The sequence below is a fragment of the Pseudomonas sp. PS01299 genome, assembly GCF_029960145.1.
Lineage (GTDB): Bacteria > Pseudomonadota > Gammaproteobacteria > Pseudomonadales > Pseudomonadaceae > Aquipseudomonas > Aquipseudomonas putida_A.
In genome coordinates this window covers 1-10,724 of record NZ_JASCPO010000202.1, presented here as the reverse complement: position 1 = coordinate 10,724, position 10,724 = coordinate 1, and the positions used below count along the sequence as shown (strand labels likewise).

Annotated in this window: 5 protein-coding genes, 2 rRNA genes and 1 pseudogene; 2 read left to right on the top strand and 6 right to left on the bottom strand. The window is 55.0% G+C overall.

Annotated features, from left to right (window positions below; translation table 11 throughout):
• Together QMX91_RS24595 and rrf are read left to right on the top strand one after the other, a co-directional pair.
• Positions 1–299: ribosomal RNA gene (locus tag QMX91_RS24595) — 23S ribosomal RNA — on the top strand; the annotation flags it as partial.
• Positions 300–455: 156 nt separating this feature from the next.
• Positions 456–571, top strand: a 5S ribosomal RNA gene (gene rrf, locus QMX91_RS24590).
• A 125-nt stretch (positions 572–696) separates the two neighbouring features.
• Here the strand turns inward: rrf and QMX91_RS24585 are convergent.
• The 6 genes and pseudogenes from QMX91_RS24585 to QMX91_RS24560 all read right to left on the bottom strand — a co-directional run.
• Positions 697–903: pseudogene (locus QMX91_RS24585) on the bottom strand (plasmid pRiA4b ORF-3 family protein); the annotation flags it as partial.
• A gap of 518 nt (positions 904–1,421) precedes the next feature.
• Positions 1,422–4,451, bottom strand: a complete 3,030-nt coding sequence (locus QMX91_RS24580; protein ID WP_282413519.1) for a DEAD/DEAH box helicase — start codon at positions 4,449–4,451, stop codon at positions 1,422–1,424.
• A 15-nt stretch (positions 4,452–4,466) separates the two neighbouring features.
• A complete protein-coding gene (locus QMX91_RS24575) occupies positions 4,467–6,581 on the bottom strand; it encodes an EH signature domain-containing protein (RefSeq protein WP_220381848.1) in 2,115 nt (704 codons plus the stop codon).
• Entirely contained in the window at positions 6,578–7,324 is a 747-nt protein-coding gene (locus tag QMX91_RS24570; RefSeq protein WP_220381847.1) for an OmpA family protein, read from the bottom strand. Before QMX91_RS24570 ends, QMX91_RS24575 begins: the two co-directional genes overlap by 4 nt.
• Positions 7,324–9,669: an anti-phage ZorAB system protein ZorA gene (gene zorA / locus QMX91_RS24565; RefSeq protein WP_220381846.1), complete on the bottom strand. Its 2,346-nt coding sequence runs from the start codon at positions 9,667–9,669 to the stop codon at positions 7,324–7,326. The genes QMX91_RS24570 and zorA overlap by 1 nt, the downstream gene beginning before the upstream one ends.
• A gap of 805 nt (positions 9,670–10,474) precedes the next feature.
• Positions 10,475–10,724, bottom strand: a 250-nt coding sequence (locus QMX91_RS24560; protein ID WP_282413518.1) for a JAB domain-containing protein, incomplete at its 5' end; no start/stop codon positions are given.

Genomic DNA, 10,724 nt, shown 5'->3' with positions numbered 1-10,724 from the left:
CGGTCCCTATCTGCCGTGGACGTTTGAGATTTGAGAGGGGCTGCTCCTAGTACGAGAGGACCGGAGTGGACGAACCTCTGGTGTTCCGGTTGTCACGCCAGTGGCATTGCCGGGTAGCTATGTTCGGAATAGATAACCGCTGAAAGCATCTAAGCGGGAAACTAGCCTCAAGATGAGATCTCACTGGGACCTTGAGTCCCCTGAAGGGCCGTCGAAGACTACGACGTTGATAGGTTGGGTGTGTAAGCGCTGTGAGGCGTTGAGCTAACCAATACTAATTGCCCGTGAGGCTTGACCATATAACACCCAAGCAATTTGACTACTCGAAAGAGCATCAGATTGCGGTGTGTGAAGACGCAATGAACCGAAAGTTCGACGCTTGCAAACACCGAAAACTATCACCTACCCAATTTGCTGAAGCGCGGCCAGCTGGCCACGACTCGGTACCCGAATTTCTTGACGACCATAGAGCATTGGAACCACCTGATCCCATCCCGAACTCAGCAGTGAAACGATGCATCGCCGATGGTAGTGTGGGGTTTCCCCATGTGAGAGTAGGTCATCGTCAAGATTAAATTCCGAAACCCCTATCTGCGTATGCAGGTAGGGGTTTTGTTTTGTTCGCAGGAAAAAGCATCTGCAAGTAACTGTCCGGCGAAGGTAAGCGTCCGAACTACACCGCCTTGCAGCTCAAACCTAAATCCGTTTAAACCACTGATTCACGCGCTCGCACTCAAATGCAGCTGGATCAAAAACATGGCCATGCCATTCAACCATGTCGTCATGCTCTGGATGATCCGGGTTGGCCATCGCCTCCAAAAAGTCCTCATAGCCAGGCCCGCCACCCACGTCTTCCGGTGGGCAAGCATTGGCGCCATCGATGCAGTACGGCACTTGAGGACAGTACTAACAAACAAGGCAAGGCCCGCTGGCGCGTCGTGAAGTTCATTTAGCAGAAGCGTCGGCGGCCAGCTATCGCTCGATTTTTTGATCGATACTCTCGACGCGATGTACCAACTGCGCCGCGATAGCGCGTAGTTGTTCAGGGTTTAATCGGTCGATAATTGGAAGCGAAGTCATGCCGCCGATTTTGCCGAGCCGACAAGCAGACTCCAGACCATCATGCCCAACACCGTGATGCGCGTCGGGCGCCGCATCGAACACACTAACGACTCTGGCCTGCGCGGTTTCGGTTCTGGCATGCATTGTCCATGGGGCCGGTAGCGAGCCAGATCGCATCAATGCGAATCTTCGTGTTCGACCGCAAACAAACCGGGAACATCCGGGCGAGTCTGCGGCAGGCCATGTCACGATCAGCTGCTTTCGTTGCGACAACGATATACTTCACAGATTGATTCCATCGCCCAAGGAAGGTGTCGCCTGACTCAGATACGTGAAAGGCATTTCACTCGGCAACGTGTCTACAACCCCAGCGACTGAATCATCTCATTTTCGCTTACTGCTTCTGGCGTCACCACGGCATCTTTGAGCATTAATTTGCCACGCAGTAGGCGATCAAGATGTACATCGAAAGAATCATACTGAGGATGCAGGACTGCTGGTAGGTGGATATGTACTTCCTTGGTTTGGCCAATGCGATACACGCGATCAGATGCCTGGGCCTCTTTGGCCGGGTTCCAATGGCGCTCCAGATGGACGACGTGGTTAGCGCCTACTACCGTCAAACCAACCCCTGCTGCAACCGGTGACATGATAATCAGGTTGAAGTCCGGCTTGGCCTCAAAAGCTGTGATCAACTGCTTGCGCGTTAGGATGTCGGCTTTCTTGGCAACAGCAGCGGTGTCACCATTAATGATGGCCACATTTAAGCCATAAATTTGATCTAGCCACAGCTTGAGCAAGCGTTGCAGCCGCTTTGTTACCATGAACAAAATAACCTTTTCGTGTTTCTGGCGAATCTGATCGAGCAACTCCAGCAACACAGTCAACTTGCCAGACTCGGCCATAACCTCGCGTGCATCCTTTGCTGTGTTGGTCATGAGCTGCGTCTCTTCGCGCAGGCGCGGATGGAGGGATATCTCACGCAACTGGGAGAGCGCCATAAGCGCCGTGCCGCGCATATCCTCAGTGGCTCGTAGTTCACGAAAGTCAGACAAAATTGCATCGTAGGCCTTTAGCTGAATGCCCTTCATCACTCGCGAAAGCTGTGGCGTATGCACTAACAAACCACCTGTCGGCTGAGCGACGCCGCTGTGAATGGTCTTGCTTGGCAAGCCCTTGAGCTGGTCTTCCTTGACCCGGCGCAGCATAAAAATTCCTACAGCATCACGTAGTTCAGCCCCAACCTTGCGCCGCACCGCATCACGCTCATCCTCTGGCGCATGCAGAATCGGCTTTATCCAGTTGTCACGAAACTGGCTCCAACCGCCTAAAACACCAGGCTGCGCGGTATGCATCAAACACCAGAAATCGCCAAGGCTATTTTCCACCGGGGTGCCGGTCGCCAATAGCTTGAAGTCAGCTTTTAAGCCTTTGGCTGCTTGGGTTTGCAGCGCATTAGGGTTCTTAATGTTCTGCGCCTCATCGAAGATCACCATGCCCCAGTCAATCATGCACATCGAGAACTGATAATCGCGAAGGGTTTGATAGGTGGTCAGCACCAGCCGCCGGTCCATGTCTAGACGCTGGGCGCCGGCCTCAGGCCCGATGGTCAGAGCATAACGTATGGCCTCGCCATCCATCTGACCATCTTCATCTGCCAGCGATGCTACTTGCACCGACTCACGCTCTGCGCCTTTTACGCGGAAGCGATTGAGGTCACGCCCGGCTTGCAGAACAACAATGTCGCGAAACGGAATGCTTTTGAACGTGTGATCAACCTCGTCCTCCCAGTTCTCCAGCAAACTCAACGGAGCGACTACCAAAATCGGTTTCTGCGACTTATGGATCGCCTTTTGCTGAGCCAGGTACTCACCCACAGTCACCAGTGACATGTAGGTTTTACCCAGCCCCATGTCATCTGCCAGCAAAGCGCCCTGCAGCCGATAGAGGTTGGCGTGGTCATCTTGAATGGCTGCCCCAAGCAACTTCATCATCCACTCCACACCCTCCCTCTGGTGCGGAAATGGCTGGCGAGCATAGGCATCCCAATCTGGTTCCCGGAATGGCTTGGCCTCCCCGGCCTTTCGCAGCAAGCCCTGGTGAATATCGTCGGCATCGCGCAGCAGAACACTGACTGTTTCTTTCACCTCATCAGGTTCATCAGGCTCGACAACGGGTGCAACCGTTGCACCTTCAAAGGCCTCCTGGACCTTTTGAATATGCTTATCAACTTGTTCTGGATTGGAGACATCAATAACCTGGCCAGCAAAAGTCAGGCTTGTTGCGCCCTGCTCCTTGGCGGACGCATAAACCTCCTGAAGCCTGGCCAGCTCTTCCGGCGTTTGCACTAACTTCAGGATGATGGCGGCGGATGCTGGACGTTTATCCAATGCAAACCAATCACTTTTCTGGGTGTCTTGGTCTCCAAAGTCCATATGCTGCAGCTTGCCGATACCCGCTACTCTGATGGAAAACCCCATATCCAGATTTACTAGCGCGGCATCGAGAAAGGCGCTTGGCGTGGTCAAGAATTCGGCGACTTTATCCGCAGGAATACGCTTATTACTCAGGACTTCCTTGATGGCCGCCATCTTCTGCGGATCAAGCAGTACGACCCGGTTGTCGATCCGCAGTACGCCATCATTGGCGCCCATATCTAACTGCGACCAGCGTTTTTCCAGCTGATCCGGTGTGGTGCCATTCCCCAAGCTGGGGCACAGCAACAAACTGCCATCGGGCAAACGTGTAGCCACTACACCGATGTTTTGTGGCACCACCACGTCCAAGCGCTCGAAATGGCTGAGATCGATACGCATACCGCTGCGTGCAGCCGTTTGCAGTTCGGCCATCAGGCGAAGATTGGCCGCTTCGCCTCGCTGCTCGGGCTGTAGCTCCTGATGATGTTCCCAGACCAACAGCCCCATCAACTCTGCGGGCGTCAACCGGTAAGCCTCGGTTGAAGTCAAATAGAGCAGCGGGCCCTTGCGGGTAAAAGGCGCATTGCCATCAGTCATCTTCAAATGCAGCGCAACGCGAAAACTGCTGTTACCGGTGCGGCCACTGATTTGGGCCGCAAACGAGCCGGGCAAGCGAGGCGGCAGTCGGAGTAAGTCAGCTTGCTCGGCCTCAAGACCGGCAAGGTCAGCCTCCAACACCATGAAGCCATTAGGCAGAGGATTGGCCAGGCCCTGCTCTTCAAGCATACGCAGGGTAATCAGCTGGACTTTCTGCAGCGTGCTGCCGCGGCCTTCCTGCAATGCAACGAAAGCCGCTTTGGGCAGGTAAAAATTCAGCCCATGGCTATCGGCCTGAAAATCAAACCCAGGCTGCGCCGCTAGTTCTTCACCGGCCTTGCCGAGCAGGCCTTTTATAACGTCTACAAATGCCATAGGAGGCTTACCGAGTCAGGGGAAAAGTTTATTCAGAACCGCTAAAGCAGGGCCGGAAACACTCCAGCCAAAAGACTCATCTTGCTTACAAAAAGTCCTTAGCGGCCCATGCAGCAGACGATTAACCTCACGTATTTCAATCTCGAGGACGTTACTGGCGTAGCGAGCCTTATCACCCGGGTTAGAGGCAAAGTAATGCATGACTGCAATGGCACTTTTAGGCAGCCGCGTGATGCTGCCAGCTAACGCGGTGCCGCTCAGCTCGTTTACCACCAAAGGTGCAGATGCCGATTCCGCGACGACGGCGACTTCCGAGGGCAAAGCACTATCGACGGGTGCAAGCGCATTACCAGCATCAGGTTCTTTACCAAATAACCGCCGGCTTCCTGAATAGCCGGCATCGGCGATGGCTTTATTCTGCGCACGAATAGAATTGAAGACTGAAGCCTCCACCGCTGCACCTACTGTTCGAGGTTCGGTCAGCGGCCTTGATGCAGCTGATGCAGATCCAATGGCATAGCTGGTTGTTTCAAATGCATTGCTCCCTGGCTCAGGTAAACGCTCAGGCTTTACGGCTTGCATTGGACTTTGTAGCGCTGGCGGTACGATGACCTTGTTGCTCCGTACCACTGGCACCCCGTGGCGATTCAAATAACTACGGTATTCCTGCTTACTCAGTAGCTTCTCGATGTCCACACCGATGCCATTCTCAGCCAAAAAATCGAAGACTTTGCGCTGCCAGGTGCCATTGTGGGTTACCGCCTCGTAACCCAGTCCGGGATAGAGCTTTTTGTATACCTTAGGGAGCTCAATCGTAAGATCTGAATGGCTAAACAGGTTTTTTTCGTACGATTTCATTGCTGGCCCAGGCTGAGCCAAATACACCCAAATCTTGAAGCTGTGCGAGCCCTCAACCAAATGGAAGTCACCGCAATCCAAGTAGATTGCAGCCTTGTCGTTCATGGATCCTTCCATTTTGGCAAAGTTGGTCTTTACCTCTTCCCCTAGAATTCGCCGCACCGACTGCTGCGCGATGCCGCCCAGCATCAAGCGTGTATGGCGAATTAACCCAAGCTTGAACAGCCCCTCAAGGAAGGTTTTCCGTGCTGGAAACATCCGCTGCAAGTCTTCTTTGCCGCTTTCGTTGCCGTACTGCTCAACCGCTTGCAGGAACAGCCGCAAGTCTTCTTTGGACAGCCAGCCGCGCACCTGGTTGATACGCGCCTCACCCAAAGGCAACCACCATTGCCGGTAGTTAGGCGATGAGCTGGCAATGCGCGGATCGCCTGCCAGATTGAGGATGAAACTCTGCCAAATATCGCTCGGCGCATCACCCGCGCGGTCGATTATGATTTCTAAGGCCGCGTGACCAATACGCTTGTCACCCTCGTAGGGTGCTTTGCTTACCGAAGGTTTCAGCAGTTCATCCAGTACCTCGTCCCATTCCCCCGGCACCAGCTGGCGCAAAGTTTCGAGATAAAAGTGTGCGCGGCAAACATCGCCGTAGCGGCTAGTACTCAATCCTGCCAAGCCATACGCCTCAAACGTAGCGGCCAACTCTTGGCCCTGCTCGCGAACGTGCTTAGCCAAGGCCAAAGGGCCTTCAAGCCCCAACAACCAATACCCGTGCTGCTTGAGTTGGGATAAGGCATCCGGCCGCAGGGACTGCATGCGCGGCTCGGGGAGCAAGCGCAACTGGGCATGCACATGTGCCTCGAGAACAGCCCGCAAGCTTTGCTCGGCAGTTTTGTCGCGGTCATCCAAGCGATCAAAAAAGCGGAAATACAGCTGAACCATTTGCACCAACGTGATTCGCGTCAGGCGTGGTTGTTGCGCTTCTATCAGCGTATTGAGGAGCCGTACATTCAACAGCCGTGGTCCAATCACATCATCGTGCAGCCATAGCCAGGTTAGTGCGCGAGCGGCCAGGCGCCTGGTCAGCAACGCTTTAAAACCGTCAAAACGGCCGGTGCGCGTCATCTCGCGAAAAGTAGCCAGCATCTGTTCAAAGGCATCACTGCCGCCGGCCTTGCCCTCCAGGTGCTGAGCGCGCGCAAGCAAGCGCGTCCAGTTTTCAATGACACCATGCGGCCATTCCCCAGGACGGTTGTCTATCGGCGGCACCTTCATTTGGTAGCGCCTCCCCCCAGCACCTCTCGCACACCCTCATATTCGGCGCTCAATGGCCGGCGAATAGTGAAACGAATGTCGATGCGGCGATTGAGCCGGTAGTCATCTTCGCTTGATTGCTGGTCGTTCACCGGTCGGGTCTCGCCATAGCCACTAACCGAGAACAGGGGGTCGCCATCCTGGTTATTCAACCGATTAAGCCGCTCGGCTTCCGGCAGTTCGCTACTCCAGAATTGCCACAGCGAAATGGCGCGAAAGGTCGACAGCCCCCAGTTACCCTTAATCTGTGCATTGTTATACGGTCGGTTGTCGGTGTGGCCTTCGATAAAAATCGTATCCAGAAAGTTAACTCGATGTTCTTTGCTGATCACCTTGTTAATCACCTCGCCGATCTCCAGCGCCGTTGGCTGGTAGCGTGGCAACACTTCATAAGCGCCGGTGTCAAAACCGAGCAGCGCATTGGGGATACGCAGCACCGTATGGTTTTCGCTGACCTCCACCTTGATGCCGCGCTGGCGCAGCTCATCCACCGCCTCATCGAGAATGGTACGACGCACCTGCTCGGCCTGCTCCAGAAGGGAAACCTTCTGATCAAAGTCCTTCTGCCGCTCCATCAACTGCAAGATGAGGATCACTGCCGCCAGGATGAAGATCACCAACAGCGCTGACATCATGTCCGAGAAGGACATCCAGTACGGATTCTCCTCATCTACGGATACCTCGTTGGATTTGCGCCAGCGCATCAGCGGGCCTCCAACTCATCGACAACGTTGCTGATGGCCTGCACAGCGGCATACATCTGGTCGGCAAAGCTCAAGGTCTGCTTGTTCCACTGATCCATGCGCTCATGTACTTGCTGATGCACCTCACCAGAGTAGCTACGCAGCCATTCTTCAGCCTGCTTCTCGACACCCGCAACCTGCGTGCGCAGTGTTTCGCCCAAGGCGGTGAACTCGGTGCGTATACCGACGAGAAACTCTTGTTGGTGAGTCCTCATCTCACCAAAGCCATTACGCGCCTCACTGGCGGCCTGTTCGAAACGCTGGGCGCCTTCCAGTAGCGCCTCTTGCAGCTGCGAGAGCGAGGCTGACTGGCCCTTGAGCTGCGCGGCCAGCTCGACATTTTGCGCGCTGGCGCCTTCAATTCGTTCAGACACCGACTCCAGGCGCTGGCCCAATAGCTCGGAGGCTTGGCGCACGTTGGTCGACAGCAGACCAAGTTGGATAGCGCTGCTGTCCATGTGCTTACTGCTAGCTGCAGCAGCTTCGCTGGTTTGCTGCAGGCGCCCGAGCAACTGCTGATGTTGCTCGGCCATTTGCAGGCTTTGCTGTTGGGTGGTCTGCACTGCCTTGGCGATGCTCTCCAGCAACTGCTGTTGCTGGCTGGCCATGTTTTCCATCTGGTCGGCTAGGCGCTGTTGGCGCGACTGCTCACGCTGTTCGGCATACTCGCTGTGGCCACTCATTTGCTCGTTGAGATTGCCGAGCAATTTTCCAAAGGCCGATTCCAGGTTGCTCTGTTGGGCGGATGCCGCCTCAACCATGGCAGTCAATTGCTGCTGAGTGGTCTGACTCAGGCTGCCGACCAGCTGCTGCTGTTGCGCAGTGGCGGCCACTAGTTGTCGTTCGTGACGTTCGGCGCGCGCCTGCTCACGTTGCTCTGAAGACGATAGCTGCGAATCGAGCTGGGTGTTGAGGCTTATCATCAAGCGCGAGAAGACGTCCTCCAGGTTGTTGTGCCGCTCGTTACCCGCCTCGGACATCGTCTGCATTTGTTCACGGGTGCTACTGGCGACTTGCGTCAGCAGTTCCTGCTGGCGCTGATTGGCCTCGGCCTGTGCCCGCTCGAACAATGCCTGGCGCTCGTCATCGCGGCGCTGGGCGGCGCTCAACTGGCCATCCAGTTGCCCACCCAGTCCTGACATCAGCTGATTGAAACGCTGCTCCAACTGTTGCTCTCGCTGTTCGGCGCTGCTCACGACACGCTGCAACTGTTCCTCAAACTGACGGCTTTGCTGCTGAGCGGTTTCTTGCTGACGGCCCTGCTGATCGCTGAGGCTATGGAACAGTTGATTGAGCTGACCGCTCATTGCGCCTACGGCGTTGTTTATATCGGCGGCTGCCTGCTGCATCAGGTTGCCCTGCTCTCGGCCTACCGACGTCATACCTTCCATAAAGCTGCCGACCAGTTTGTCCAACACTTGGGTGGACTGCTGGCTGGCGCCGCTGACCAAGGTTTGAATGGCCGGGCCCATAATGTTGTTCAGCGTATCTGCGATTGCCGTTTGCATGGCCTCGTTCATCCCCGCCATGCTTTCCTGCAGGCGGTCGCCGATGCGTTCGTGCAACTCCTGCAAGGCAGTGCTGCTTTCCCGACCATAGTCGGCGATATGCACTAGCGACTGCTCGGCCAAAATTCGTGGGTAGAGGCCGTCGATTTTATTCTGCAAAGACTGTACTTGAGCCAGTGCCGAGCGCTCGAACATTTTTTCGATAAAGTTCAGCAGCAGGCTGAAGGTCACGCCCCACACTGAGGTCATAAAAGCTACAGCCGCGCCTGAAATCAGCCCGTCGATGCCCTTGCGCAACGCTTCAACACCCGAAGAGCTGCTCAGCTCCAGCCCCACCAGGCCGATGGTCAAACCGACAAAGGTGCCCAACACACCAATCGCCACCAAAAAACCTGGGGTGGCGGCCAGCAACCGGCTGGCGGTAAGGCCCGGCGCCAGGGTGCGGGCGTTAAAGAAGTGCTCGGCATCCAGAGTGTTGAACAACAGCTTTTGGTCGCCCGAGCTGACCAAGCTCTCGTCGAATTCTCGCCAGAGCATGCTGATGCCGGTATTTTTCAACGCCTGGGCGCGCTGCACGGTTTCCCGCCGATTGAGGGCAAGCTGCTCCCTTGTTTGTCCGGCTAGCAGGCTGTTAACTGCCTGCAACCTTGCTTTGAAATGAACTAAGTGCACCAGCAGAGCCAACAGCGCGATAGCAAAGATGCCCGCCGTCAGCAGCCAGAACCAGGCGCTGATGCCATTGGTGTTGCCAGTCAGCAGCAAGCTGAAGTCTGGCCAGAGCAGTTTTAACAAGTCCATTACGGCTAGTCTCTTAGGTCATTCGAAACGTTTAATAATCAGGCGCGGGCCTGTTCCACCAAGGTGCATTCCATCTGCTCATTGAGCAGGTGGACATGACTGAGTTGGGTTTTAAGCTGGTAGCAGAGAGATGTTTTTTAGTGCAATGGCTGCTCTGCGTTTGGAGTGTTCCGTCGTCCGAGCTTGTGGCGGTCGATGGTCTCCAATGCGTCGTTTACTTTCAAGATATCCATGGCACTTCCGTTTGCTGGAGTAGAAGTGAGCATAGTAATGCCAGGGAGCCTTCGATGCACGGCCAGTGGTCTGAGCTTATTTGTAGAGGCCGTCAGTGGCTTGGTCGAGATTCCTACTAGCCCTTTATCTCGTCTGCTTTGTGACGAAACGGTCGGCAGGCTGCGTCCTTTCTTCGAGCAGGCGATCTCATTTAATGATGCAAAAGGTATTGTCGCTGACCGAAAAGTGACCCTAGAGTACAACGGCTCCTGCTCAGCTCTTGAGCAGTAGAGGACATGATGATCATGGAGTGACGATCTAAATCCGGCGGATGTATTTTTGCTACAACCTGTCGCAGCATGAGAAAACCAAGCGCGTATAGAGATGAGCTCGGATGTTTTGATTTATTGAGGGAATTGGGCCCTCCGAAAAATTAGTCTGCGGACTTATGACGCTGGAAAACTGGGGCCATCTCGCACTCATTGGATATTAGTCGGATTTAACGCAAAAAAATAAATTGCCGAGTCAGCCACCTCAGTGGCGTCCTTTGGACTCAACCAAAGGCAGCCATAGAGGCGGTTAGCCATCGTTATTACAAATAACCCCGTTCAGCCAGCGATACGCAGCCTCGATAGCCTACAACGACATGGTCCAATAATGGGGTGCCAATCATGTTGAGGGCATTCTTGAGTGTGGTGGAGAGTATGCGATTGGCTTGACTGGGCTCGGGGTCCTCAGACGGATCATAGTGGACCAGGATCACGGCTGCGGCCGTCTGCTCTAGGGCGATCTTGACCACTTCCCGTGGGTACACCCTGGCACCTTCCAGAGTGCCTCCGAAT